The sequence below is a fragment of the Streptomyces sp. L2 genome, assembly GCF_004124325.1.
Taxonomy (GTDB): Bacteria; Actinomycetota; Actinomycetes; order Streptomycetales; family Streptomycetaceae; genus Streptomyces.
Genome location: NZ_QBDT01000001.1, coordinates 1772608 through 1798804 on the forward strand (window position 1 = coordinate 1772608; position 26197 = coordinate 1798804).

13 protein-coding genes, 1 tRNA gene and 3 rRNA genes are annotated in these 26197 nt (G+C 67.1%); 3 read left to right on the plus strand and 14 right to left on the minus strand.

Annotation, left to right across the window (positions count from 1 at the left end; genetic code table 11):
* Positions 1 to 35: 35 nt before the first annotated feature.
* Positions 36 to 716, minus strand: a complete 681-nt coding sequence (locus tag DBP14_RS07295; protein ID WP_129306217.1) for a response regulator — start codon at positions 714 to 716, stop codon at positions 36 to 38.
* 272 nt (positions 717 to 988) lie between these two features.
* Positions 989 to 6451 (minus strand): HAMP domain-containing protein, encoded by a 5463-nt coding sequence (locus tag DBP14_RS07300; RefSeq protein WP_129306218.1) that lies wholly within the window; start codon positions 6449 to 6451, stop codon positions 989 to 991.
* Positions 6452 to 6873: 422 nt separating this feature from the next.
* Between DBP14_RS07300 and DBP14_RS07310 the strand changes: the two genes are divergently transcribed.
* Positions 6874 to 9633 (plus strand): SpoIIE family protein phosphatase, encoded by a 2760-nt coding sequence (locus DBP14_RS07310; protein ID WP_129306219.1) that lies wholly within the window; start codon positions 6874 to 6876, stop codon positions 9631 to 9633.
* Between the two features lie 55 nt (positions 9634 to 9688).
* On the opposite strand, the gene DBP14_RS07315 is transcribed toward DBP14_RS07310, so the two are convergent.
* The 8 genes from DBP14_RS07315 to thyX all read right to left on the minus strand — a co-directional run bounded on the left by DBP14_RS07315 (position 9689) and on the right by thyX (position 20048).
* A tRNA-Thr gene (locus tag DBP14_RS07315) sits at positions 9689 to 9761 on the minus strand.
* A 97-nt stretch (positions 9762 to 9858) separates the two neighbouring features.
* Positions 9859 to 10521: a DegT/DnrJ/EryC1/StrS family aminotransferase gene (locus tag DBP14_RS07320; RefSeq protein WP_129311733.1), complete on the minus strand. Its 663-nt coding sequence runs from the start codon at positions 10519 to 10521 to the stop codon at positions 9859 to 9861.
* A 137-nt stretch (positions 10522 to 10658) separates the two neighbouring features.
* Positions 10659 to 10775, minus strand: a 5S ribosomal RNA gene (rrf, locus tag DBP14_RS07325).
* A 91-nt stretch (positions 10776 to 10866) separates the two neighbouring features.
* A 23S ribosomal RNA gene (locus tag DBP14_RS07330) occupies positions 10867 to 14004 on the minus strand.
* A 283-nt stretch (positions 14005 to 14287) separates the two neighbouring features.
* Positions 14288 to 15815: ribosomal RNA gene (locus DBP14_RS07335) — 16S ribosomal RNA — on the minus strand.
* Together the 16S, 23S and 5S rRNA genes form the textbook arrangement of a ribosomal RNA operon.
* A 527-nt stretch (positions 15816 to 16342) precedes the next feature.
* Positions 16343 to 18028 carry a ribonuclease J gene (locus DBP14_RS07345; RefSeq protein WP_129306220.1) on the minus strand — a complete coding sequence of 562 codons (1686 nt, stop codon included), beginning with the start codon at positions 18026 to 18028 and terminating at the stop codon, positions 16343 to 16345.
* A gap of 168 nt (positions 18029 to 18196) precedes the next feature.
* On the minus strand, positions 18197 to 19096 hold the full coding sequence (gene dapA, locus DBP14_RS07350; protein WP_129306221.1) for a 4-hydroxy-tetrahydrodipicolinate synthase: 900 nt from the start codon (positions 19094 to 19096) through the stop codon (positions 18197 to 18199).
* 211 nt (positions 19097 to 19307) lie between these two features.
* Positions 19308 to 20048, minus strand: a complete 741-nt coding sequence (gene thyX, locus DBP14_RS07355; RefSeq protein ID WP_129306222.1) for an FAD-dependent thymidylate synthase — start codon at positions 20046 to 20048, stop codon at positions 19308 to 19310.
* A 179-nt stretch (positions 20049 to 20227) separates the two neighbouring features.
* Here thyX and DBP14_RS07360 point away from each other — a divergent pair, with 179 nt between their 5' ends.
* Both DBP14_RS07360 and DBP14_RS07365 read left to right on the plus strand, forming a co-directional pair.
* A complete protein-coding gene (locus DBP14_RS07360) occupies positions 20228 to 20476 on the plus strand; it encodes a hypothetical protein (RefSeq protein ID WP_129306223.1) in 249 nt (82 codons plus the stop codon).
* Between the two features lie 116 nt (positions 20477 to 20592).
* Complete coding sequence (locus DBP14_RS07365) at positions 20593 to 21147, plus strand: hypothetical protein (protein WP_129306224.1); 555 nt, start codon at positions 20593 to 20595, stop codon at positions 21145 to 21147.
* Positions 21148 to 21193: 46 nt separating this feature from the next.
* Here DBP14_RS07365 and DBP14_RS07370 read toward each other — a convergent pair whose 3' ends face one another.
* Genes DBP14_RS07370 through DBP14_RS07385 form a run of 4 tightly spaced genes read right to left on the minus strand, consistent with a single transcriptional unit; the run spans position 21194 to position 26034 of the window.
* A complete protein-coding gene (locus DBP14_RS07370) occupies positions 21194 to 21646 on the minus strand; it encodes a hypothetical protein (RefSeq protein WP_129306225.1) in 453 nt (150 codons plus the stop codon).
* 13 nt (positions 21647 to 21659) lie between these two features.
* Positions 21660 to 22412, minus strand: a complete 753-nt coding sequence (gene dapB, locus DBP14_RS07375; protein WP_129306226.1) for a 4-hydroxy-tetrahydrodipicolinate reductase — start codon at positions 22410 to 22412, stop codon at positions 21660 to 21662.
* A gap of 26 nt (positions 22413 to 22438) precedes the next feature.
* A complete protein-coding gene (locus tag DBP14_RS07380; RefSeq protein ID WP_129306227.1) occupies positions 22439 to 23818 on the minus strand; it encodes a pitrilysin family protein in 1380 nt (459 codons plus the stop codon).
* The gene (locus DBP14_RS07385; protein ID WP_129306228.1) at positions 23815 to 26034 is read right to left on the minus strand and encodes a polyribonucleotide nucleotidyltransferase; all 2220 of its coding nucleotides are present in this window, start codon (positions 26032 to 26034) and stop codon (positions 23815 to 23817) included. The genes DBP14_RS07380 and DBP14_RS07385 overlap by 4 nt, the downstream gene beginning before the upstream one ends.
* Between the last annotated feature and the right edge of the window lie 163 nt (positions 26035 to 26197).

The following is a 26197-nucleotide window of genomic DNA, read 5'->3' on the forward strand; positions in this document are numbered from 1 at the left end:
ACGCCCGCTCATGGGCAACACGGGCCCCACCGGTGTCAGTTCTGCGTCGGCAGCGCCGGGCTGCCGCTCCCGGTTCCCGGCTCCAGGGCGTCGAGCGCGCGGCGCAGGCCGGTGAGTTTGCGTTCCAGATGGGCGGCGGTGGCGACCGCCGCCGCGTCCGCGGAATCGTCGTCCAGCTGTTTGGACAGGGCCTCGGCCTGCTCCTCGACGGCCGCGAGCCGCGCGGACAGTTCCGCGAGCAGCCCGGTGGACTCCTTGCCGCCGACACCGCCCTTGCCGTTGCCCTCCAACTGGAGCCGCAGCAGGGCCGCCTGCTCGCGCAGCTGGCAGTTCTTCATGTACAGCTCGACGAACACCGACACCTTCGCCCGCAGCACCCACGGGTCGAACGGCTTGGAGATGTAGTCGACCGCACCCGCCGCGTACCCCCGGAAGGTGTGGTGCGGGCCGTGGTTGATCGCCGTGAGGAAGATGATCGGGATGTCCCGCGTCCGCTCGCGCCGCTTGATGTGCGCCGCGGTCTCGAATCCGTCCATGCCCGGCATCTGGACGTCCAGCAGAATGACCGCGAAGTCGTCCGTGAGCAGTGCCTTGAGCGCTTCCTCCCCGGACGATGCCCGCACCAGCGTCTGATCAAGCGCGGAGAGGATCGCCTCCAGCGCCAGCAGATTCTCCGGCCGGTCATCGACCAGGAGGATCTTGGCCTTCTGCACCATGGCCCGCCCTCCTCGCCCCGGCGGTACACCGGGCGCCGCCCCAGGGGACGACTCCCTTTCGCCGCCCGTCCTTGTGCCGGTCATGGTAGCCGCACCCTGCCTGTCGCCACACCCTGTCACCGCGATGTCACTGTGCACACAGCGGAAACGCGGCAGGAGACCGGATGGTTCCCGGATTCCCACGTTCCCACACCATGCCGGGCCCCCGGAAAAGGAAACTCGTGTGCTCACCGAGGGTTCCCGCAACGTTCACATCCGGTCGTGCCGTTCCCTCACTCCTCCCGCATCCACTGCCGCATCACGGACAGCAGATGGTCCGGGTCGACCGGCTTGGTCACGTAGTCGGAGGCGCCCGACTCGATGGCCTTCTCCCGGTCGCCCTTCATCGCCTTCGCGGTCAGCGCGATGATCGGCAGCCCGGCGAACTGCGGCATCCTGCGGATCGCCGTGGTCGTGGCGTACCCGTCCATCTCCGGCATCATGATGTCCATCAGGACGACCGCCACGTCGTCGTGCTGCTCCAGGACCTCGATGCCCTCGCGGCCGTTCTCGGCGTACAGCACCGACAGCCCGTGCTGCTCCAGGACGCTGGTGAGCGCGAACACGTTGCGGATGTCGTCGTCGACGATCAGCACCTTCTCGCCACCGAACCGCACCGCGTGGGCCGCCTCCGCCGCACTGTCCTGCTCGGCACCCGCCGCCCACTCCTCCAGCCGCTGCTCGGCCGCCGGCGGTGTGCTCCGGCGGCGGCGCCGGAACAGCGCGGCGGGGCCGTTCTGCGTCTCCTGGTACGACTTCACCTCGGCCGGCGTCTCGATCTCCGCCGCGGACAGCTCCGAGGACCGCCGTGCCTCGGAGGCCACCAGGTCACCGGCCTCCAGCGCGGGCATGGACTGCTGGTAGCCCTGCGGCGGCAGTTCGCTCGGGTGCAGCGGCAGGTACAGCGTGAACGTCGAGCCCCGCCCGGGTTCGCTCTGCGCGTGGATCTCGCCGCCGAGCAGCTGGGCGATCTCCCGGGAGATCGACAGACCGAGGCCCGTGCCGCCGTACTTGCGGCTGGTCGTGCCGTCGGCCTGCTTGAACGCCTCGAAGATCACGCGCATCTTGCTGGCCGCGATGCCGATGCCGGTGTCGGTCACCGAGAACGCGATGAGCGGCGCGTCCGGATCGCTCAGCGAGCCGGCCTCCAGCAGCTGTTCCCGGATACCCACCGGCACGTTCGCACCGGCCGGCCGGATCACCAGCTCCACCGACCCGGAGTCGGTGAACTTCACCGCGTTCGACAGCAGGTTCCGCAGCACCTGCAGCAGCCGCTGCTCGTCGGTGTGCAGGGTCGCCGGCAGCTCCGGGGAGACCCGCACCGACAGGTCCAGGCCCTTCTCCGCGGTCAGCGGCCGGAACGTGGCCTCCACGTAGTCCACGAGCTGGACGAGCGCGATGCGCGTCGGGGAGACGTCCATTTTGCCCGCCTCGACCTTGGACAGGTCCAGGATGTCGTTGATCAGCTGCAGCAGGTCGGACCCGGCGCCGTGGATGGTCTCGGCGAACTCGACCTGCTTCGGGGACAGATTGCTGTCGGCGTTGTCGGCGAGCAGCTTGGCCAGGATCAGCAGCGAGTTGAGCGGCGTGCGCAGCTCGTGCGACATGTTGGCGAGGAACTCGCTCTTGTACCGCATCGACACCGCGAGCTGCTCGGCGCGCTCCTCCAGGACCTGCCGGGCCTCCTCGATCTCGGTGTTCTTCACCTCGATGTCACGGTTCTGCCGGGCCAGCAGCTCGGCCTTCTCCTCCAGTTCGGCGTTGGAGGCCTGCAGCGCCTTCTGCCGGTTCTCCAGCTCCGCCGACCGCTCCCTGAGCTGCTCTGTCAGCTCCTGCGACTGCTTGAGCAGCAGCTCGGTCTTGGTGTTGACCGAGATGGTGTTGACGCTGGTCGCGATCATCTCGGCGATCTGGTTGAGGAAGTCCTTCTGGATCTGCGTGAACGGCGTGAAGGACGCCAGCTCGATCACGCCCAGCACCGTGCCCTCGAACAGCACCGGCAGGACGATGACCTGCGCGGGCGGGGCCTCGCCGAGCCCGGAGGAGATCTTCAGGTAGCCGCTGGGCGCGTTCTCCACCAGGATCGTGCGCCGCTCCTCCGCGGCGGTGCCGATCAGCGCCTCGCCCGGCCGGAACGACGTCGGCATGGAGCCCATCGAGTAGCCGTAGCTGCCGAGCATCCGCAGTTCGTACTGCTCCTCGGCGTCCCCGCCGGCCTCCTGGCCCTCCATGAGGGGCATCGCGACGAAGAAGGCGCCGTGCTGGGCGGAGACGACCGGCGTCAGCTCGCTCATGATCAGCGACGCCACGTCCTCCAGGTCGCGGCGGCCCTGCATCAGCGCCGAGATGCGGGCGAGGTTGCCCTTGAGCCAGTCCTGCTCCTTGTTGGCGATCGTGGTGTCGCGCAGGTTGGCGATCATCTTGTTGATGTAGTCCTGCAGTTCCTGGATCTCGCCGGACGCGTCCACGTCGATCTTCAGGTTCAGGTCGCCGCGGGTCACGGCGGTCGCCACGCGCGCGATGGCGCGCACCTGCCGGGTCAGATTCCCGGCCATCTCGTTCACCGACTCGGTGAGGTCGCGCCAGGTGCCGTCGACGTCACGCACGCGTGCCTGTCCGCCGAGCTGCCCCTCGGTGCCCACCTCGCGGGCCACACGCGTGACCTCCTCGGCGAAGCTGGACAACTGGTCGACCATCGTGTTGATCGTCGTCTTCAGTTCGAGGATCTCGCCCCGGGCGTCGATGTCGATCTTCTTGGTCAGGTCACCCTTGGCGATGGCCGTGGTCACCATGGCGATGTTGCGCACCTGACCGGTCAGGTTGGACGCCATCTGGTTCACCGACTCGGTGAGGTCCTTCCACGTGCCGGCCACACCGGGCACGTGCGCCTGACCGCCGAGGATGCCGTCCGTGCCCACCTCGCGGGCCACCTTGGTGACCTGGTCGGCGAACGAACTCAGCGTCTTGACCATCGTGTTGATGGTGTCGGCGAGCTGCGCCACCTCGCCGCTCGCCTCGATCGTGACCTGCCGGGTCAGGTCGCCGTTGGCGACCGCCGCGGCGACCTGGGAGATGTTCCGCACCTGCATGGTCAGGTTGTTGGCCATCAGGTTGACGTTGTTGCTCAGATCCTTCCAGATGCCCGTGACACCCGGCACATGGGCCTGGCCGCCCAGCATGCCCTCGGTGCCCACCTCACGGGCCACCCGGGTCACCTGCTCGGCGAAGCTGGACAGCTGGTCGACCATCGTGTTGACCGTCGTGACCAGTTCGAGGATCTCGCCCTTGGCGTCGACGGTGATCTTCTTGGACAGGTCACCCTTGGCGACGGCAGTCGTGACCTCGGCGATGTTGCGCACCTGACCGGTCAGGTTGTTCGCCATGAAGTTCACGGACTGCGTGAGGTCCTTCCAGGTGCCGGCGACGCCCTGGACCTCGGCCTGGCCTCCGAGGATGCCCTCCGTGCCCACCTCACGGGCCACACGCGTGACCTCCTGGGCGAACGACGACAGCTGGTCCACCATCGTGTTCAGGGTGTTCTTCAGCTCCTGGATCTCCCCGCGCGCGTCCACGGTGATCTTCTGGGAGAGGTCACCGCGGGCCACGGCGGTGGCGACCTGGGCGATGTTGCGCACCTGGGCCGTCAGGTTGCCGGCCATGCCGTTCACGGAGTCCGTCAGGTCGCGCCACACACCGGCCACGCCGGGCACCTGCGCCTGACCACCGAGGCGGCCCTCCGTGCCCACCTCACGGGCCACCCGGGTCACCTGGTCGGCGAAGGCGGACAGCTGGTCGACCATCGTGTTGATGGTGTTCTTCAGCTCCAGGATCTCCCCGCGCGCGTCCACGTCGATCTTCTGGGACAGGTCGCCGCGCGCCACGGCCGTCGTCACCTGGGCGATCTGCCGCACCTGGGACGTCAGGTTTCCGGCCATGAAGTTGACGGAGTCCGTCAGCTCCTTCCAGGTGCCCGACACGCCGTCCACGCGGGCCTGACCACCCAGGCGGCCCTCCGTGCCCACGTCCCGGGCCATCCGCGTCACCTGGTCGGCGAAGCTCGACAACTGGTCCACCATCGTGTTCACGGTGTTCTTCAGCTGGAGCATCTCGCCGGAGACGTCGACCGTGACCTTCTGCGACAGGTCGCCGTTGGCCACCGCCGTCGTCACCTGGGCGATGTTGCGGACCTGCCCGGTGAGGTTGCGGAACGCGGTGTTGACGGAGTCCGTCAGGTCCTTCCAGGTCCCGGCCGCGCCCGGCACCTGCGCCTGGCCGCCCAGCTCACCCTCGACACCGATCTCCCGCGCGACCCGCGTCACCTCGGCACCGAACGCCGACAGCTGGTCGACCATCGTGTTGACGGTGTTCTTCAGCTCCAGCATCTCGCCGGCCACGTCCACGGTGACCTTCTGCGACAGGTCACCGCTGGCCACCGCCGTCGTCACGGCGGCGATGTCCCGCACCTGCGTGGTGAGGTTGCGGAACACCGTGTTGACGGAGTCCGTCAGGTCCTTCCAGGTCCCCGCGACACCGGGCACCGTCGCCTGACCGCCGAGGCGGCCCTCGGCACCGACCTCGTTGGCCACGCGCGTGACCTCGTCCGCGAAGATCCGCAGCGTCTCGGTCATCTGGTTGATCGTCTCGGCGAGCTGCGCGACCTCGCCGCGCGCCGGCACGGTCACCTTCTGCGACAGGTCGCCGTTGGCCACCGCCGTCGTCACCTGGGCGATCCCGCGCACCTGGGCCGTCAGGTTGCCGGCCATCAGGTTCACCGAGTCGGTGAGTTCCTTCCAGGTGCCGTCGACGCCCGGAACATGCGCCTGACCACCGAGGATGCCGTCCGTGCCGACCTCACGGGCGACTCGCGTCACCTCCGAGGAGAAGGCGGAGAGCTGGTCGACCATCGTGTTGACGGTGTTCTTCAGCTCCAGCATCTCGCCCGCGACATGCACGGTGACCTTGCGTGACAGGTCACCCTTGGCGACCGCCGTGGTCACCAGGGCGATGTCCCGCACCTGGGCCGTCAGCCGGGACGCCATCGTGTTGACGGAGTCCGTCAGGTCCTTCCAGGAACCGGAGAGCCCGCGCACCCGGGCCTGACCGCCGAGCTTGCCCTCGGTGCCCACCTCGCTGGCCACGCGCGTGACCTCGTCGGTGAACGTCGACAGCTGGTCGACCAGGTTGTTGACGGTACGGCCGACCTTCAGGAACTCGCCCCGCAGCGGGTGCCCGGTGCCGTCCGGGCCCTGGGTGCGCAGCTCCATCCGGGGCGACAGATCACCCTCGGCGACCGCCGACAGCACCCGGCTGACCTCGGAGACGGGCCAGACCAGATCGTCGACCAGGGCGTTGGAGGCGTCGATGGCGGACGCCCAGGAGCCCTCGCAGGCGCCCGTCTCCAGCCGTTCCGTGAGTTTTCCCTCACGTCCCACCATGCGCCGTACCCGGGACAGCTCGCCCGTCAGGTGCAGATTGCGGTCGGCCACCTCGTTGAAGACCGCCGCGATCTCCGACATCACGCCGTCGCCGGACACCGTGAGCCGCTTGCGGAAGTTCCCGTCCCGCATGGACACGAGCGCCGCCAGCAACCGGTGCAGGGCAGCCGTGTCCACGGCGGTGGTGCCGCCGTGCTTGCCCAGGGACCGTCCGCCTTTCGCGCGCGTCTTCGTGGTCCGCGTCGCCGCGCCAGACTCCACTGTGTCCCTCCCGCAGGGGTCGACCGTTACTGCTGTGCTCGGCCGCGTCGGCCGGTCTGCCGGTTCATTCGGCATACCGGTATACCGGGCGTACCGGTTACTGCTGCGTAGTTCTGCCAGACGAGATCCGGCCACACCAGGGGCTGCTGCCCGCCGTACACGGAACACACGCAACCTGACCGAGAACCTGACCGGACCTTCATCACAAGCCTGCCCAGTGTTTCACCCCGGCCGAACCAGGCCATAACAGTTCGGCAGCTTCGCACACCGACAGCACACGTGGGGGCGTAATCACCGGCGACCGGCATCCACTGGGACCGCGAAGGTAAGTAACCTTGCATGCGGCTGTCCAGCCGCACCGGTCCGTCCGGCCTGGACGGTGGCACGAGAACGAGCGGGCATCGGAGGGGCGGCCGCAGACCATGACCACCGGACTGATCCCGGGGGACCCTTCCCCGGAGCAACGGCCGACGGGCGAGCTGATGCCGCAGCAGCGGCACGAGCCGGCCGGCCCCGCAGCCCCACACGTCCACGACCGGTCGAGGAGTTCTGTGATCACCGCGCGCGCGGCCGCCAGCTTCGAGCCCGTCGGGCGGTCGGTGGCGACCGCCCGGTCCTTCGTCCGCGACACCCTCCAGGGCTGGGGCTTCGCCGACATCGTCGACGACGCCGTGGTCCTCACCAGCGAGCTGGTGACCAACGCGGTGGTGCACGCCGGCACGCACGCGGAGGTGCTGTGCCTGCGCACCGAGGACGGCGTACGGGTCGAGGTGTCCGACCGCTATCCGGAGCGCGAGGTCCCCCTGCAGAGCGCGCACGCCGCCATGGGCAGCCCCGACCGCGAGGGCGGCCGCGGCCTCCAGCTCTGCGCGGCCCTGGCCGGCCGCTGGGGCGTGGACTACACACCCACGCACAAGAACGTCTGGTTCCAGCTCGATCTGCCCGAGCATCAGGTCGGCACCCGCGCCGCCGGCCCCGCGCTCCCCGCCGAGCTCCTCCCGCTGGCCGACGGCCGGGTCCGCGTCGCCGTCGTCCAGATCGACCGGAAGGGATCCATCACCGCCTGGAACGAGGACGCCGAGGACCTCTTCGGCCACACGTCCCACCAGGTCACCGGCAAACCCCTCACCGACCTCGCGGCCTGGCCGCACACCCCCGGCACCGGCACCGGCATCGCCGAGGCCCTCCAGCTCTCCCGCTGGGAGGGCAGCTACGGCATCCGCGGCGCCGACGGCCGCGTGACCCCGGTGTACGCCTCCCACCTGCGAGTCCGCGACACCGGCGGCGAACCCTCCACGGTGTGCCTGCTGGTCCGCGACGACGAACGCGCCGTCCTGCAGACACCCCTGCGCGTCCCGTCCGCCGACCAGTCCTCCTCCGCGGACGGGCAGAGCACCGACCCCTTCGAGATCTTCATCGGTTCCCCCGCGCCGGACGACCTGGACGGACTGCTCCAGCGCACGGTCGAGCGCGCCCGCGACATGCTCGACGCCGACTCGGCCTTCCTGCTGCTGGCCACGGACGACGAGACGGAGCTGGAGGTACGCGCCTCCACCGGCCTGCCCTCCGCCCGCCAGCGCTTCGCCCGCGTCCCCGTGGAGGCCGGCCCCGGCCGCTACGGCTCCGCGCGCATGCCGGCCGTGCACGACGACCTCACAGCCGTCCCCGGGGCCGTCCCGCTGCTCTCCGGCACCGGCATGCGCTCCGTCGTCACCGTGCCCCTGAAGGTCGAGGGCCGCCTCACCGGCTCCCTCGGCGTCGCGGCCGAGGCGCCCTCCCGGTACTCCAACGAGGAGGCGCTCCGTCTGCAGTTCGCGGCCGACCGCATCGCCCTGGCCGTCGAATCGGCCCGCCTGGGCGAGCTGGAGCGGCTGCGCCGAGGCTCCCTGAGCTTCCTGGTCGAGGCCTCCGACCTGCTGGCCGGCACACTGGACCGCGACCAGACCCTGGCGCTGATGGCCCAGATGACCGTGCCGACGCTGGCCACCTGGTGCGCCGTATACACGATCGCCGACCAGGCCTCCGAGCCCTACCTGTCGTACGTGCTGCACGAGGACGAGGAGCTCATCGACGGCATCAAGTCCCTGCTGGGGAAGATCGCCCCGCCCGACCCGGTGCCGACCCCCGGCGCCCGGGTCTGGACGGCCCCCGGCGAGGTCGCCCACCAGGCGGCCCTGCGCAGCTCCATGCGCAGCCTCGGCCTGTCCGGCGGCCCCACGCACCAGGTCGCCTCGGGCATCGGCCCGACCCTCGCCACGGCCTCCGCGGTCGGCGGTGAAACGGTCGTCCTGCCGCTGGTCGCCCGCAACCGCGTCATCGGTATGCTCACCCTCGGCAAGCCGACCGACGAGCACTTCCGCCAGGAGATCCTCGAACTGGCTGAGGACCTGTCGCGCCGAGCAGCCCTCGCACTGGACAACGCCCGCCTGTACTCGGAGCGCACGGCCATCAGCCAGGCCCTCCAGCGCAGCCTGCTCCCGCCCGGCCTGCCGAACATCGACGGCGTCGAGGTCGAGGTCATCTACCGCGCGGCCGGCGAGGGCAACGAGGTGGGCGGTGACTTCTACGACCTGTTCCCCATCGGCAACGGCGCCTACGGCTTCGCCATCGGCGACGTCTGCGGTACGGGCCCGAACGCGGCCGCCGTCACCGGCCTCGCCCGGCACGCGCTGCGGCTGCTGGCCCGCGAGGGCCTGAACGGCCCGGCGGTGCTGGAGCGCCTGAACTCCGCGATCCTCGACGAGGGCGACCGCAGCCGCTTCCTGACGCTCCTCTACGGCGAGATGCGCCCGCAGGAGGACGGCAGCGCCGAACTGAAGGTGGTCTGCGCCGGCCATCCGCTCCCGCTGCGCCTCCGGCAGGACGGCACGGTGGTGGCCGCGGCCGAACCCCAGCCGCTGCTCGGCGTCATCGAGGACCTCGACCTGTACGAGCAGACGGTCACCCTGGATCCGGGCGACGTCCTGCTGTGCGTCACGGACGGCGTCACCGAACGCCGCGAGGGCTCACGCATGCTCGGCGACGACGGCCTGGCCGACGTCCTGACCACGTGCACGGGTCTCACCGCGGGCGCGGTGGCGGCCCGCATCATGCGTGCGGTGGAACGCTTCGCCTCCGACGCCCCGTCGGACGACATGGCGATCCTGGCGATGCGGGTGCCCGAAATCCACCAGGACGCCTGAGGCGCGTCCGGGCAGAAAGAAGGCCCCGCCCGAATGGGCGGGGCCTTTCTGTCGGAGCCCCCAAACGGAATCGAACCGTTGACCTTCTCCTTACCATGGAGACGCTCTACCGACTGAGCTATAGGGGCCTGTCGCATTTCGAGGTTTCCCTCGCGGCGACAAAGAGATCGTACCCTGAACGGTCCCGAGTTCCCAAACGCGTTCGGAAATCGTCCCGACGCTCGTTCAGAAGGCCGGCTGGAGCAGTCCGCCGAGGGCGTTGCAGGCGGAGACGATCCGCTGCATCTCCCGTCTCGTCAGGGCGGCGTCCACCGGCAGTGCGAGTGTCTCGTCGACGGCGAGCTCGGTCTCCGGGAGCGTGACACAGCGCCGGTACTCGGGCAGCCGGTGCACGGGCGTCCGCACGGGCACCCGGCAGTCAACTCCCTTGGCGCGCAGCGCCCGTGCGAACGCGTCCCGGTCCGGCCGGCCGTTCCCCGGCACCCGCACGACGTACTGCTGGTAGGTGTGCCGGTCACCGCCCTCGGGTGTCCGTACGCCCTTCAGCTTGGCGTCGAGGTAAGCGGCCCGCTCGCGACGCCGCGCGATCTCGTCGTACGGCGACTCGGACTCGCCGTGTTGCGGCACGAGGAGCCCGTGCCGCTGCCCGACCTGGTGCAACTGCCCGAGATCTGCCTGCCGTCCGAAGCGGTGTACGACAACGACGGCCGCCGTGCGGGAGGTTACGGCCGCCTCCACCGAGGACGCGTCGAGGCAGTAGGTGAGCGGATCTATGTCGGCGAACACCGGGAGCGCGCCGACCAGGGTGACGGCCTCGGCGACTTCCACATTCCCGAAGGCAGGTACGACGACCTCGTCACCGACTCCGACGCCGGCGGACCTGAGCATTGCAGCTGTACCCATGCAGTGCATGCTGGGCGGTCAACGTGAACGACACATGACGGGCATCGGACAGGCATCGGACGGGCAACAGAAAAAGGCCGGACCCCGAACCGAAGTTCAGGATCCGACCTTTTGGAAGAATTGTTCGGCGGTGTCCTACTCTCCCACAGGGTCCCCCCTGCAGTACCATCGGCGCTGTGAGGCTTAGCTTCCGGGTTCGGAATGTAACCGGGCGTTTCCCTCACGCTATGACCACCGAAACACTATGAAACTGTGAACGCCACACCACACCCTCGTGCGGGTATGGGGCTGTTCGTGGTTTCAGAACCAACACAGTGAACGCGAGCGTCTGAGGACAAGCCCTCGGCCTATTAGTACCAGTCAACTCCACACCTCACGGTGCTTCCATATCTGGCCTATCAACCCAGTCGTCTACTGGGAGCCTTACCCCATCAAGTGGGTGGGAGTCCTCATCTCGAAGCAGGCTTCCCGCTTAGATGCTTTCAGCGGTTATCCCTCCCGAACGTAGCCAACCAGCCATGCCCTTGGCAGAACAACTGGCACACCAGAGGTTCGTCCGTCCCGGTCCTCTCGTACTAGGGACAGCCCTTCTCAAGACTCCTACGCGCACAGCGGATAGGGACCGAACTGTCTCACGACGTTCTAAACCCAGCTCGCGTACCGCTTTAATGGGCGAACAGCCCAACCCTTGGGACCGACTCCAGCCCCAGGATGCGACGAGCCGACATCGAGGTGCCAAACCATCCCGTCGATATGGACTCTTGGGGAAGATCAGCCTGTTATCCCCGGGGTACCTTTTATCCGTTGAGCGACGGCGCTTCCACAAGCCACCGCCGGATCACTAGTCCCGACTTTCGTCCCTGCTCGACCCGTCGGTCTCACAGTCAAGCTCCCTTGTGCACTTACACTCAACACCTGATTGCCAACCAGGCTGAGGGAACCTTTGGGCGCCTCCGTTACTCTTTAGGAGGCAACCGCCCCAGTTAAACTACCCATCAGACACTGTCCCTGATCCGGATCACGGACCCAGGTTAGACATCCAGCACGACCAGACTGGTATTTCAACGACGACTCCACCCACACTGGCGTGTGAACTTCAAAGTCTCCCAGCTATCCTACACAAGCCGAACCGAACACCAATATCAAACTGTAGTAAAGGTCCCGGGGTCTTTCCGTCCTGCTGCGCGAAACGAGCATCTTTACTCGTAGTGCAATTTCACCGGGCCTATGGTTGAGACAGTCGAGAAGTCGTTACGCCATTCGTGCAGGTCGGAACTTACCCGACAAGGAATTTCGCTACCTTAGGATGGTTATAGTTACCACCGCCGTTTACTGGCGCTTAAGTTCTCAGCTTCGCCCACCCGAAAGTGAGCTAACCGGTCCCCTTAACGTTCCAGCACCGGGCAGGCGTCAGTCCGTATACATCGCCTTACGGCTTCGCACGGACCTGTGTTTTTAGTAAACAGTCGCTTCTCGCTGGTCTCTGCGGCCACCCCCAGCTCGGAGTGCAAGACTCGTCACCGGATGTGGCCCCCCTTCTCCCGAAGTTACGGGGGCATTTTGCCGAGTTCCTTAACCATAGTTCACCCGAACGCCTCGGTATTCTCTACCTGACCACCTGAGTCGGTTTAGGGTACGGGCCGCCATGAAACTCGCTAGAGGCTTTTCTCGACAGCATAGGATCATCCACTTCACCACAATCGGCTCGGCATCAGGTCTCACCCTGCATGAGTGGCGGATTTGCCTACCACTCGGGCTACACCCTTACCCCGGGACAACCACCGCCCGGGATGGACTACCTTCCTGCGTCACCCCATCACTCACCTACTAACCGCTTGGTTCAGCGGCTCCACCACTCCCCATCACTCCGAAGAGATCAAGGGCGGCTTCACGGCCTTAGCATCACGATGCTCGATGTTTGACGCTTCACAGCGGGTACCGGAATATCAACCGGTTATCCATCGACTACGCCTGTCGGCCTCGCCTTAGGTCCCGACTTACCCTGGGCAGATCAGCTTGACCCAGGAACCCTTAGTCAATCGGCGCAAACGTTTCTCACGTTTGTATCGCTACTCATGCCTGCATTCTCACTCGTCAACCGTCCACAACTACCTTCCGGTGCTGCTTCACCCGGCAGACGACGCTCCCCTACCCATCACAGCCGCCGTTGGGCGTATATGCTGCAATGACACGACTTCGGCGGTACGCTTGAGCCCCGCTACATTGTCGGCGCGGAATCACTAGACCAGTGAGCTATTACGCACTCTTTCAAGGGTGGCTGCTTCTAAGCCAACCTCCTGGTTGTCTCTGCGACTCCACATCCTTTCCCACTTAGCGTACGCTTAGGGGCCTTAGTCGATGCTCTGGGCTGTTTCCCTCTCGACCATGGAGCTTATCCCCCACAGTCTCACTGCCGCGCTCTCACTTACCGGCATTCGGAGTTTGGCTAAGGTCAGTAACCCGGTAGGGCCCATCGCCTATCCAGTGCTCTACCTCCGGCAAGAAACACACGACGCTGCACCTAAATGCATTTCGGGGAGAACCAGCTATCACGGAGTTTGATTGGCCTTTCACCCCTAACCACAGGTCATCCCCCAGGTTTTCAACCCTGGTGGGTTCGGTCCTCCACGAAGTCTTACCTCCGCTTCAACCTGCCCATGGCTAGATCACTCCGCTTCGGGTCTTGAGCGTGCTACTCAGTGTCTAATTAAAGACGGCGCCCTGTTCGGACTCGCTTTCGCTACGGCTTCCCCACCCGGGTTAACCTCGCAACACACCGCAAACTCGCAGGCTCATTCTTCAAAAGGCACGCAGTCACGAGAATGTGCAAGCACATTCCGACGCTCCCACGGCTTGTAGGCACACGGTTTCAGGTACTATTTCACTCCGCTCCCGCGGTACTTTTCACCATTCCCTCACGGTACTATCCGCTATCGGTCACCAGGGAATATTTAGGCTTAGCGGGTGGTCCCGCCAGATTCACACGGGATTTCTCGGGCCCCGTGCTACTTGGGTGTCTCTCAAACGAGCCGCTGACGTTTCGACTACGGGGGTCTTACCCTCTACGCCGGACCTTTCGCATGTCCTTCGCCTACATCAACGGTTTCTGACTCGTCCCACGGCCGGCAGACCGTGGAAGAGAGATCCCACAACCCCGCACGCGCAACCCCTGCCGGGTCTCACACGCATACGGTTTGGCCTCATCCGGTTTCGCTCGCCACTACTCCCGGAATCACGGTTGTTTTCTCTTCCTGAGGGTACTGAGATGTTTCACTTCCCCTCGTTCCCTCCACACTGCCTATGTGTTCAGCAGTGGGTGACAGCCCATGACGACTGCCGGGTTTCCCCATTCGGAAACCCCCGGATCAAAGCCTGGTTGACGACTCCCCGGGGACTATCGCGGCCTCCCACGTCCTTCATCGGTTCCTGGTGCCAAGGCATCCACCGTGCGCCCTTAAAAACTTGGCCACAGATGCTCGCGTTCACTGTGCAGTTCTCAAACAACGACCAGCCACCCATCACCCCGAACTCTTACGGTTCGAGTGCACTGGGGCCGGCAGCTGAAGGCAGCCGTATCGGCCGTACCTTCAGATACCCAACAGCGTGCCCGGCACCGTCCGTCCGTTCCCTCTGTGTTCCACGCCGAAGCAGTACTAGCAGGAGAATTTCAGGACCGGTGCCGAATAATCAACGTTCCACCCATGAGCAACCGTGCAAGACATTTGCTTGCAGTCGGCTATGTGCTCCTTAGAAAGGAGGTGATCCAGCCGCACCTTCCGGTACGGCTACCTTGTTACGACTTCGTCCCAATCGCCAGTCCCACCTTCGACAGCTCCCTCCCACAAGGGGTTGGGCCACCGGCTTCGGGTGTTACCGACTTTCGTGACGTGACGGGCGGTGTGTACAAGGCCCGGGAACGTATTCACCGCAGCAATGCTGATCTGCGATTACTAGCGACTCCGACTTCATGGGGTCGAGTTGCAGACCCCAATCCGAACTGAGACCGGCTTTTTGAGATTCGCTCCACCTCACGGTATCGCAGCTCATTGTACCGGCCATTGTAGCACGTGTGCAGCCCAAGACATAAGGGGCATGATGACTTGACGTCGTCCCCACCTTCCTCCGAGTTGACCCCGGCGGTCTCCTGTGAGTCCCCATCACCCCGAAGGGCATGCTGGCAACACAGAACAAGGGTTGCGCTCGTTGCGGGACTTAACCCAACATCTCACGACACGAGCTGACGACAGCCATGCACCACCTGTATACCGACCACAAGGGGGCACCCATCTCTGGATGTTTCCGGTATATGTCAAGCCTTGGTAAGGTTCTTCGCGTTGCGTCGAATTAAGCCACATGCTCCGCCGCTTGTGCGGGCCCCCGTCAATTCCTTTGAGTTTTAGCCTTGCGGCCGTACTCCCCAGGCGGGGAACTTAATGCGTTAGCTGCGGCACCGACGACGTGGAATGTCGCCAACACCTAGTTCCCACCGTTTACGGCGTGGACTACCAGGGTATCTAATCCTGTTCGCTCCCCACGCTTTCGCTCCTCAGCGTCAGTAATGGCCCAGAGATCCGCCTTCGCCACCGGTGTTCCTCCTGATATCTGCGCATTTCACCGCTACACCAGGAATTCCGATCTCCCCTACCACACTCTAGCTAGCCCGTATCGACTGCAGACCCGAGGTTAAGCCTCGGGCTTTCACAATCGACGTGACAAGCCGCCTACGAGCTCTTTACGCCCAATAATTCCGGACAACGCTTGCGCCCTACGTATTACCGCGGCTGCTGGCACGTAGTTAGCCGGCGCTTCTTCTGCAGGTACCGTCACTTTCGCTTCTTCCCTGCTGAAAGAGGTTTACAACCCGAAGGCCGTCATCCCTCACGCGGCGTCGCTGCATCAGGCTTTCGCCCATTGTGCAATATTCCCCACTGCTGCCTCCCGTAGGAGTCTGGGCCGTGTCTCAGTCCCAGTGTGGCCGGTCGCCCTCTCAGGCCGGCTACCCGTCGTCGCCTTGGTGAGCCACTACCTCACCAACAAGCTGATAGGCCGCGGGCTCATCCTTCACCGCCGGAGCTTTCCAAGTTCGAAGATGCCTCCGAACCTCGTATCCGGTATTAGACCCCGTTTCCAGGGCTTGTCCCAGAGTGAAGGGCAGATTGCCCACGTGTTACTCACCCGTTCGCCACTAATCCCCTCCCGAAGGAGGTTCATCGTTCGACTTGCATGTGTTAAGCACGCCGCCAGCGTTCGTCCTGAGCCAGGATCAAACTCTCCGTGAATGTTTACTCGGCCAGAAAATTAATTCAGCCGGTGAGCACCACGAGAGCGGAACAGTCGGAGGAATGATCCGACCGTTCACAGCGTCCTCGCTGTGTATTTCAAAGGAACCTCGTCCCGGTCGTGATGACCGGAGACGGGGTATCAACATATCTGGCGTTGATTTTTGGCACGCTGTTGAGTTCTCAAGGAACGGTCGCTTCCTTTGTACTCACCCGAGAGACTCTCTCGCGGCTTTCCTCCGGGCGCTTCCCTTCGGTCTTGCGTTTCCGACTCTATCAGATCTTTCCGATCCGATTTCCTCGGTGCTTTCCAGGTTTCCGCTCTCGCGGTTTCCTTTCCGGCGGTTCCGACTTTATCAGAAGTTCTGAGTCGGATTTTCCACCCGGTCCGGGGCAACCGGTGTCCAGCGCGTGAAGCTCTGGGGTTCCCGATCGGGCGGAGACGTAAACGTACTGGAGCGGGGCGCCCCGATGCAAATCGAGGCGCCCCGCTCCCAGTTCGCGCGGACGAGCCGGCCGACGGAGTGTCAGACCTCGACCACGACCGGCAGGATCATCGGCCGGCGACGGTACGTGTCGGAGACCCACTTGCCCAGCGTGCGGCGGATGAGCTGCTGCAGCTGGTGGGGCTCGACGACGCCGTCCTGGGCCGAGCGTTCCAGTACCTGGGTGATCTTCGGGATGACGTCCACGAAGGCGGAGTCGTCGATGCCGGAGCCGCGGGCCTGGACGTGCGGGCCCCCCGTGATCTTGCCGGTGGAGGCGTCCATAACGACGAAGACCGAGATGATGCCCTCGTCGCCGAGGATCTTGCGGTCCTTCAGCGCCGGCTCGCCCACATCGCCGACGGAGAGCCCGTCGACGTAGACGTATCCCGCCTGGACCTTGCCGGAGATCTTGGCCTTGCCCTCGACCAGGTCGACGACCACGCCGTCCTCGGCGATGACGATCCGGTCGTGCGGGACCCCCGTCAGCGCGCCCAGCTCGGCGTTGGCGCGCAGGTGGCGCCATTCGCCGTGGACCGGCATCAGGTTGCGCGGGCGGCAGATGTTGTAGAAGTACAGCAGCTCGCCCGCGGACGCGTGGCCGGAGACGTGCACCTTGGCGTTGCCCTTGTGGACGACGTTGGCGCCCCAGCGGGTCAGTCCGTTGATCACGCGGTAGACCGCGTTCTCGTTCCCGGGGATGAGGGACGAGGCCAGGATGACCGTGTCGCCGTCGACGATCCGGATCTGGTGGTCGCGGTTGGCCATGCGGGACAGCGCGGCCATCGGCTCGCCCTGGGAGCCCGTGCAGACCAGGACCACCTCGTGGTCGGGCAGGTCGTCGAGGGTGCGGACGTCGACGACCAGGCCCGGCGGCACCTTCAGATAACCGAGGTCCCGGGCGATGCCCATGTTGCGGACCATGGAACGGCCGACGAAGGCGACCCGGCGGCCGTACTCGTGGGCCGCGTCCAGGATCTGCTGGATGCGGTGGACGTGGCTGGCGAAGCTCGCCACGATGATCCGCTTGCGGGCGCCGGCGAAGACCTGGCGCAGGACCCCGGAGATGTCCCGCTCGGGCGGGACGAAGCCCGGCACCTCGGCGTTGGTGGAGTCCGCGAGGAGCAGGTCGATGCCCTCTTCGCTCAGGCGTGCGAAGGCGTGGAGGTCCGTCAGGCGGTTGTCCAGGGGCAGCTGGTCCATCTTGAAGTCGCCGGTGTGCACCGCCATGCCCGCGGGGGTGCGGATGGCGACGGCCAGGGCGTCCGGGATGGAGTGGTTGACGGCGACGAACTCGCAGTCGAAGGGGCCGATGCGCTCGCGCCTGCCCTCCGCCACCTCCAGGGTGTAGGGGCGGATGCGGTGCTCCTGGAGCTTGGCCTCGATGAGGGCCAGCGTCAGCTTGGAGCCGATCAGCGGGATGTCCGGCTTCTCGCGGAGCAGGAAGGGGACGCCGCCGATGTGGTCCTCGTGACCGTGCGTGAGGACGATGCCCTCGATGTCGTCGAGGCGGTCCCGGATGGACGTGAAGTCCGGCAGGATCAGGTCGATCCCGGGCTGCTCCTCCTCGGGGAAGAGCACTCCGCAGTCGACGATGAGCAGGCGGCCTCCGTACTCGAAGACCGTCATGTTGCGGCCGATCTCGCCGAGACCGCCGAGCGGGGTGACCCTCAGGCCGCCCTCGGGCAGCGGCGCGGGCGGACCGAGTTCAGGATGCGGATGACTCAAAAGACTCTCCTCACCACACGCGCCACGTACCGGTGGGGCACGTGGCGCGCGTGACGTTCGTGCAGAAGCAGTTGTCGTTGTGGGGGTGCGGGCACCGGTGGCCCGCCGATATGCGGTTGTTCTTCAGTTGTGAAGCGCTGTGAAGCTCGGGTGGTGCCAAGTCTGTTGTCAGAGCTGTACCCCGCCGGCGGCAAGATCGATCTTGAGTTGGGCGATCTCCTCGGGCGAGCACTCGACCATGGGGGCGCGCAGGGGTCCGGCGGGCAGGCCCTGGAGGGCGAGCGCTGCCTTGGTGGTCATGACGCCCTGGGTGCGGAACATGCCGGTGTAGACCGGGAGGAGCTTCTGGTGGATCTCCGTGGCCTTCTGGACGTCCCCGGAGGTGTACGCGTCGACGAGGGCGCGCAGGTCCGGGGTGACCAGGTGGCCGACGACGGAGACGAAGCCGACCGCTCCCACGGAGAGCAGGGGCAGGTTCAGCATGTCGTCGCCGGAGTACCAGGCGAGGCCGGACCGGGCGATGGCCCAGCTCGCCCGTCCGAGGTCGCCCTTGGCGTCCTTGTTGGCGACGATCCGGGGGTGCTCGGCCAGCCGGACCAGCGTCTCCGTGTTGATGGGGACGCCGCTGCGGCCCGGGATGTCGTAGAGCATGACCGGCAGCCCGGCGGCGTCGGCGACGGCCGTGAAGTGCCGGTACAGGCCCTCCTGCGGGGGCTTGTTGTAGTACGGCGTGACGACCAGGAGGCCGTGCGCGCCCACCTGCTCCGCCTGGCGGGCCAGCCCGATGCTGTGGTGGGTGTCGTTGGTGCCGACCCCGGCCACGACGTGGGCGCGGTCGCCGACCGCCTCCACCACGGCTCGTACCAGGTCCGTTTTCTCCGCGTCGCTGGTGGTGGGCGACTCACCGGTGGTGCCGTTGATGATCAGGCCGTCGTTGCCTGCGTCCACCAGGTGGGCGGCGAGCCGCTGCGCGCCGTCGAGGTCGAGTGCGCCGTCCGCCGTGAAGGGCGTGACCATGGCGGTGAGGACCCGCCCGAAGGGGGTCTGCGGAGTCGAGGTCGGAGCCATGGGTAACACGCTACTCGGTGCTCCCTGCGAGGTCTGCCCTCGGGGTATCGGGTAAGTCCTGACAAATGCGGAGCCCGGCACTGCCTGCTCGGGGGTTCAAGCAGTGCCGGGTCCGTTTGATCAGGCTAGATGAACTTCTCTAAATGCCGCAATACGGACACTTCGCGGGGCTGACCCGTACATGCGTTCCGCGTGGGGGAACAGGGCTTCGCTACGGCGCCACACGCCCGTTCGCGTTGAAGGCGGCGTGGGTGAGCGGCATGAGCTTCGCCCACTCCGCCTCCATCTTCTCGCCCACCATTTCGATCTCCCGCTGCGGGAAGGACGGCACCTTGGCCAGCTCGTGCTGCGTACGCAGGCCGAGGAAATGCATCAGGGAGCGGGCGTTGCAGGTGGCGTACATCGACGAGTAGAGGCCGACCGGGAGGACCGAGCGGGCGACCTCACGGGCCACGCCCTGCGCGAGCATCGCCTGGTACGTCCCGTACGCCTGTCGGTACGACTCCTCCATGGAGCGGTTCACCAGATCGTGCTGCTCCTCGGTGCCCTCGACGAAGACGTACTTGCCGGGGCGGCCCTGCTGGACGAGCTTGCGGGAGGTGTCGGGGACGTAGAAGACCGGCTGCAGCTCCCGGTAGCGGCCGGACTCCTCGTTGTACGACCAGCCGACGCGGTGCCGCATGAACTCGCGGAAGACGAAGATCGGGGCGCTGACGAAGAAGGTCATCGAGTTGTGCTCGAACGGGCTGCCATGCCGGTCGCGCATCAGGTAGTTGATCAGGCCCTTGGAGCGCTCGGGGTCCTTGCCCAGCTCGTCCAGGGACTGCTCCCCGACGGTCGACACACGGGCCGCGAAGAGCACGTCGGCGTCGGCCGCGCTGTGTTTGACCAGCTCAACGGTGACATCGCTGCGCAGGTCGATCTTGAACTCGTCGTCCGGGATGCCGGTCACGGTGGGGGGTCCTTCCCATCACTTCTCAAGGTTCGCGCCCACTGTACGGGGCACCCCTGACAACGCCCGAACCGTGTCCTTGCCGCGGATTTTTTCGGACATGGGCACCTTTTGTGCCACTCGATCGTCTGTACCGGTGAGGATCGGTCGTTCGACCCCCGAGAGGAGACGCACCCGAGATGTTCACCCGGCGCGAGCCCGTACCCTTCGCCTTCATCGCCGAGGCCGACAGGTTCAGCAGCAATGTCACTCCCCCGCCGCGCGAGCGGGCGTCCGCCGGGCGGATAGCCGGGCGCTGGCTGCTGGGTCTGACGATCGTCGCCGGGCTGGTGGGCTCCTTGGTCCTCGGCATGCCCGCGCTGTCGACACCGTCCAGTACGCCGGCGCAGCAGTCCCAGGCGTCACAAGGGCACACGCAGGGGCGCTGACCGGGACATCGGCACGGGGCGCTGACCCTTCCGGCCGCCCAAGGCTGGTGAGCGGGGAAGCGGACGGATAGCCTCACCGGGCACAGCCCAGAGCGTGGATCGAGTGAGGACCAGCCGTGCCCCTGCCCTTCCTGACGGCCGACCGCTCCTTCGAGACGGCGGCCGAGAGCGCGCTGCCGTACGCCGACCGTGACCGCTGGCGCCGTCCCTACCGGCCCGGCCCCTGGCGGGTGGCCGTCGCCGCGCTGGGTCTGCTGCTCGCCTCGTTCGTGCTGTTCGCGGCCGTCCTCATCGCCCTGACCGGCTCGACGACGTCCGCCGGCATCGTCCTGGCGGTGGCCCTGCTGGTCATCGCCGGCGCGCTGCGGCTGCTGCGCATGGGCGTGTGGGTGAGCGCGCGGGGTCTGCGCCGTGTCGGCCTGCTGGTGACGCGTACTGTCCCGTGGCCGCGGGTCGTCTCGGTGCGGACCGCTCAGCAGCCGGTGCGCTGGCTGGGGCTGCCGCGCACGGTGCAGGGTCAGGCGCTGACGCTGGTGCGCAAGGACCGGCCGGCCGAGGACACGCCGCCGCTGCTGACGACGCACGACCTCGACTTCCTGGGCCGGTTCACGGCGTTCGACCGGGCGGCGGACACGGTGGAGGCGTGGGCGGCGGAACACCGGCGCGGCTGACCCTCGTCACGCCGCCGCGTTCCCCGGCCGGGCACGGCCGGGTGGGTCAGGCCGGCACGGCTTTGCCGTCGTGCAGGGCGATGGCGCGCTGCATCGCCTTGCGGGCGCGGGGTGTGTCGCGGGCGTCGTGGTAGGCGACGGCGAGCCGGAACCAGCTGCGCCAGTCGTCGGGGGCGGCCTCCGTCTCGGCCTTGCGCTTGGCGAAGACCTCGTCTGCGGAGTCGCGGTCGATACGGCCGCTGGGCAGCCGCTTGAGTTCGTCGACCGGCAGTCCGCCCTCGGCGTCGAGTTCGGCGGCGAGCTGGTTGGCCCGGCGGACGAACTGGGTGTTCTTCCACAGGAACCACAGGCCGATGACCGGCAGGATCAGTACCGCGACCCCGAAGGTGACGGTGACCAGCGTGCCGGACTGGATGAGCATGACGCCGCGGCTGCCGACCAGGACGAAGTAGAAGACGAGGACGGCGGCCGTGACGAGATAGGTGATCTTCGCGCGCATGTTCGGGTTCCGGTCAGCCCAGGTCCAGGAAGTGTTCCAGGCCGAAGGTGAGGCCCGGGGTGGACACCACGCGGCGCGCGCCGAGCAGGATGCCCGGCATGAAGCTGCTGTGGTGCAGGGAGTCGTGCCGCACGGTGAGGGTCTCGCCCTCGGCGCCGAGCAGTACCTCCTGGTGGGCCAGCAGGCCGCGCAGCCGTACGGCGTGCACGGGGACGCCGTCGACGTCGGCGCCGCGGGCGCCGTCCAGGGCCGTGACGGTGGCGTCCGGCGCCGGGGCAGTCCCCGCGGCGCGGCGGGCCTCGGCGATGAGCTGGGCGGTGCGCGTGGCGGTGCCGGAGGGGGCGTCGACCTTGTTGGGGTGGTGCAGTTCGACGACCTCGACGGACTCGAAGTACGGCGCGGCGATCTGGGCGAACTTCATGGTCAGGACGGCGCCGATGGAGAAGTTCGGTGCGATGAGCACACCGGTCTCCGGGGACTGGGCGAGCCAGCCCCCGAGCTGCGCGAGACGGTTCTCGGTCCAGCCCGTCGTACCGACGACCGCGTGGATGCCGTGGCGCACGCAGAAGTCGAGGTTGCCCATGACGGAGGCGGGAGTGGTCAGCTCGACGGCGACCTGGGCGCCGGTCTCCGCCAGGGTCTCCAGCTTGTCGCCCCGGCCGAGGGCGGCGACCAGCTCCATGTCCTCGGCGGCCTCGACGGCCTTGACGGCCTCGGATCCGATCCGGCCCCCGGCACCGAGGACCGCCACGCGCAGCTTGCTCATGTTCCTGCTTCCTTACCGGAGGGGGTTCAGGCGACGGCGTCGCCGAGCCGTGCGGCCTGCTTGTCCTTCAGCGGGCCGATGACCGACAGCGAGGGCCGCTGTCCCAGGATGTCGCGGGCGACCGAGCGGACCTCGTCCGGGGTGACCGCGGCGATCCGGGTCAGCATGTCGTCGACGGACATCTGCTCGCCCCAGCACAGCTCGCTCTTGCCGATACGGTTCATCAGCGCGCCGGTGTCCTCCAGGCCCAGGACGGTGGAGCCCCGGAGCTGGCCGACGGCGCGGCTCATCTCCTCGTCGGTCAGACCGTTCTCGGCGACGTGCGCGAGTTCGTCCCGGCAGATCCGCAGCACGTCGTGCACCTGGCTGGGGCGGCAGCCGGCGTACACGCCGAACAGTCCGCAGTCGGCGAAGCCCGAGGTGTACGAGTACACGCTGTAGGCGAGGCCGCGCTTCTCCCGGACCTCCTGGAAGAGGCGGGAGGACATGCCGCCGCCGAGCGCGGTGTTGAGAACGCCCATCGCCCAGCGGCGCTCGTCGGTGCGGGCGATGCCGGGCATGCCGAGGACGACGTGCGCCTGCTCGGTCTTGCGGCCGAGCAGCTCGACCTTGCCGGCCGTGCGGATCGTACGGCTGCCCTCGCGCGGGCCGATGGGGCTCGCGTCGGCGCCGCGGAAGGCGTCCGCCTTCTCGAAGGCCGCGCGGACCTGTCGTACGACCTTGGCGTGGTCGATGTTGCCGGCGCAGGCGACGACGAGGTGGGTGGGGTCGTAGTGCTTCCTGTAGAAGCGGCGGATGCGGTCGGCGGTGAGGGCGTTGACGGTGTCGACCGTGCCGAGGACCGGGCGGCCGAGGGCGTTGTCACCGAACATGGTGTGCGCGAACAGGTCGTGCACGCAGTCGCCGGGGTCGTCCTCGGTCATCGCGATCTCTTCGAGGATCGCGCCGCGTTCGACGTCGACGTCCTCCTCCCGGATCAGCGAGCCGGTGAGCATGTCGCAGACGACGTCGATGGCGAGCGGCAGGTCGGTGTCGAGCACGCGCGCGTAGTAGCACGTGTACTCCTTCGCCGTGAACGCGTTCATCTCGCCGCCGACGGCGTCGAGGGCGGCGGAGATGTCCAGGGCGCTGCGCTTGGCGGTGCCCTTGAAGAGCAGGTGCTCCAGGTAGTGCGTGGCGCCGTTCAGGGCCGCGGTCTCGTCGCGCGAGCCGACGTGGGCCCAGATGCCGAAGGTCGCCGAGCGCACGGAGGGCAGCGTCTCGGTGACGATACGCAGGCCACCGGGGAGCGTCGTACGGCGGACCGTGCCGATGCCGTTCTCGCCCTTGATCAGGGTTTGGGTACGGGCGACGGCCCGCGCCTCCGAAGAGGTGCGGGCCGTCGCCCTGAAGCCACGGGACGTCACTTGGCGGCTTCGTCCTTCGTGTCCTCGTCGCCCTCTTCGCCCTCGATCACGGGGATCAGGGAGAGCTTGCCGCGGGAGTCGATCTCGGCGATCTCGACCTGGACCTTCTGGCCCACGCCGAGCACGTCCTCGACGTTCTCCACGCGCTTGCCGCCGGCGAGCTTGCGGATCTGCGAGATGTGCAGCAGACCGTCCTTGCCGGGCAGCAGGGACACGAACGCGCCGAAGGTGGTCGTCTTCACGACCGTACCCAGGTAGCGCTCGCCGACCTCGGGCATCGTCGGGTTGGCGATGCCGTTGATCGTGGTGCGGGCCGCCTCGGCGGAGGGACCGTCGACCGCGCCGATGTAGATGGTGCCGTCGTCCTCGATCGTGATGTCGGCGCCGGTGTCCTCCTGGATCTGGTTGATCATCTTGCCCTTGGGGCCGATGACCTCACCGATCTTGTCGACCGGGATCTTCACGGTGATGATCCGCGGCGCGTTCGGGGACATCTCGTCCGGCGTGTCGATCGCTTCCATCATCACGTCGAGGATGTGGAGGCGGGCGTCACGGGCCTGCTTGAGGGCGGCGGCCAGGACGGAGGCCGGGATGCCGTCCAGCTTGGTGTCGAGCTGGAGGGCGGTCACGAACTCCTTGGTGCCGGCGACCTTGAAGTCCATGTCGCCGAAGGCGTCCTCCGCACCGAGGATGTCGGTGAGGGTGACGTAGTGCGTCTCGCCCTCGATCTCCTGGGAGATCAGGCCCATGGCGATACCGGCGACGGGGGCCTTCAGCGGCACACCGGCGTTCAGCAGCGACATGGTGGAGGCGCAGACCGAGCCCATGGACGTCGAACCGTTGGAGCCGAGGGCCTCGGACACCTGGCGGATCGCGTAGGGGAACTCCTCGCGCGTGGGCAGCACCGGCACGAGCGCGCGCTCGGCGAGGGCGCCGTGGCCGATCTCGCGGCGCTTCGGGGAGCCGACGCGGCCGGTCTCACCGGTGGAGTACGGCGGGAAGTTGTAGTTGTGCATGTAGCGCTTGCGGGTCACCGGGGAGAGGGTGTCCAGCTGCTGCTCCATGCGGAGCATGTTGAGGGTGGTGACGCCCAGGATCTGGGTCTCGCCACGCTCGAACAGCGCGGAGCCGTGCACGCGCGGGATGGCCTCGACCTCGGCGGCCAGCGTGCGGATGTCGGTGACACCGCGGCCGTCGATGCGCTTCTTCTCCTTGATGACGCGCTCACGGACCAGGGTCTTGGTCAGCGAGCGGTACGCGGCGGAGATCTCCTTCTCGCGGCCCTCGAACTCCGGCAGGAGCTTCTCGGCGGCCAGACCCTTGACGCGGTCCAGCTCGGCCTCGCGCTCCTGCTTGCCGGCGATGGTGAGCGCCTGGGCCAGCTCGGGGCGGACGGCGGCGGTGAGCGCCTCCAGGACGTCGTCCTGGTAGTCCAGGAAGATCGGGAACTCGCCGGTGGGCTTGGCGGCCTTGGCGGCGAGGTCGGCCTGGGCCTTGCAGAGGACCTTGATGAAGGGCTTCGCGGCGTCCAGACCGGCGGCGACGACCTCCTCGGTCGGCGCGTCGGAGCCGCCCTCGACCAGCTTGATGGCCTTGTCGGTGGCCTCGGCCTCGACCATCATGATCGCGACGTCGCCGTCCTCCAGAGTGCGGCCCGCGACGACCATGTCGAAGACGGCGTCCTCAAGCTCGGTGTGGGTCGGGAACGCGACCCACTGGCCGCGGATCAGCGCGACGCGGACGCCGCCGATCGGGCCGGAGAAGGGCAGGCCGGCCAGCTGCGTGGACGCGGACGCGGCGTTGATCGCCACGACGTCGTACAGGTGGTCGGGGTTGAGGGCCATGACCGTGCAGACGACCTGGATCTCGTTGCGCAGGCCCTTCTTGAAGGACGGGCGCAGCGGGCGGTCGATGAGACGGCAGGTGAGGATCGCGTCCTCGGAGGGCCGGCCCTCGCGGCGGAAGAAGGAACCGGGGATCTTCCCGGCCGCGTACATGCGCTCCTCGACGTCCACCGTCAGGGGGAAGAAGTCGAGCTGGTCCTTGGGGTTCTTGGAGGCGGTGGTGGCCGACAGCACCATGGTGTCGTCGTCCAGGTACGCCACGGCGGAGCCGGCGGCCTGCTTGGCCAGGCGGCCCGTCTCGAAGCGGATGGTGCGGGTGCCGAAGGCGCCGTTGTCGATGACGGCCTCGGCGTAGTGGGTCTCGTTCTCCACTAGCGTTTTCTCCGTTACTTTGTCGTCTTTCGTCCCTCGGCTGCCCGTGTGGCAGGGGGACGGTGGCGGAGAAGCGCGCCGTGCGGTGCGGGCCGGTCTTCGATCGAAGCACCCGGGGCTCGCTTCCCCCCGGGGGCCACTACCGAGGACCGGCGGCGGCGTG

Bases quoted from the DNA above. Each gene is read 5' to 3' on its own strand.
- DBP14_RS07295 (WP_129306217.1), bottom strand. From the start codon at position 716: ATGGTGCAGAAGGCCAAGATCCTCCTGGTCGATGACCGGCCGGAGAAT.
- DBP14_RS07310 (WP_129306219.1), top strand. From the start codon at position 6,874: ATGACCACCGGACTGATCCCGGGGGACCCTTCCCCGGAGCAACGGCCG.
- DBP14_RS07320 (WP_129311733.1), bottom strand. From the start codon at position 10,521: ATGCTCAGGTCCGCCGGCGTCGGAGTCGGTGACGAGGTCGTCGTACCT.
- dapA (WP_129306221.1), bottom strand. From the start codon at position 19,096: ATGGCTCCGACCTCGACTCCGCAGACCCCCTTCGGGCGGGTCCTCACC.
- DBP14_RS07360 (WP_129306223.1), top strand. From the start codon at position 20,228: ATGTTCACCCGGCGCGAGCCCGTACCCTTCGCCTTCATCGCCGAGGCC.
- DBP14_RS07370 (WP_129306225.1), bottom strand. From the start codon at position 21,646: ATGCGCGCGAAGATCACCTATCTCGTCACGGCCGCCGTCCTCGTCTTC.
- dapB (WP_129306226.1), bottom strand. From the start codon at position 22,412: ATGAGCAAGCTGCGCGTGGCGGTCCTCGGTGCCGGGGGCCGGATCGGA.